The following is a 727-nucleotide window of genomic DNA, read 5'->3' on the forward strand; positions in this document are numbered from 1 at the left end:
CACCATCAATAATAAAGCCTTTGATACCTCGACTCTTCGCGACTGCGCATACATTACCACCAGCTACTGCATATTCGCTATCAACTCCATCCACTACAATGATGGAACCTTCAGGTGCTTCGTATATGGCTGAATGAAGCATTAAATTATCACCAGACGTTAACTGGACAGTAAACGCTTCTCCACAAATTCGTGGCATTCCCTGCCAAAGAGGACCAATACTAAAATTAATAAAGTGGTCGTTACTCAGTATGTTTCCGTAATCGGTTGTCGCAAGTTTTGAAAAGTCTGACTTCATATTTTCACTCCATGTTTGAACTAATCCTCACGCCAAACAAAGGTGTGACGCACGCTTGTCATTCAATGATATAGAGCTAACTCAAAGATAACGTTGACCTCGGACTCAGCTCTACAAAAAGATCTATTCCTGCGACTCGGTAGCTTCATATCTGTTACGAAAGGAAATTATTGTGACGCTACCGATTAACTTAAGTACAGACGCCGGAGAGACTAAACTCAACTAAAAGTAACTAGGGTTGGTAATTAGAAATAAGCACTCAACTATATGTAATTTTCAATATATTCACTAATTGACTCAGTAGCCTCAAACGAAGAACTAATTGGTAATTTTAGATTCAGTTGTTCAATACCAACGGCCATAGAGCCATTTTCTGACTCAAACTCTTCCCAACGGATCTTTCTTACTTTTGTTACAGCTTTTGCAGCT

Annotated in this window: 2 pseudogenes; both read right to left on the bottom strand. The window is 39.5% G+C overall.

What is annotated here, in order from left to right:
- A pseudogene (locus tag AB4496_RS26935) lies at positions 1–298 on the bottom strand (RraA family protein); the annotation flags it as partial.
- Between the two features lie 263 nt (positions 299–561).
- Positions 562–727, bottom strand: a pseudogene (locus AB4496_RS26940) (NAD(P)-dependent oxidoreductase); the annotation flags it as partial.

The organism is Vibrio sp. 10N.222.46.A1, assembly GCF_041473595.1.
Classification (GTDB): domain Bacteria; phylum Pseudomonadota; class Gammaproteobacteria; order Enterobacterales; family Vibrionaceae; genus Vibrio; species Vibrio tasmaniensis_A.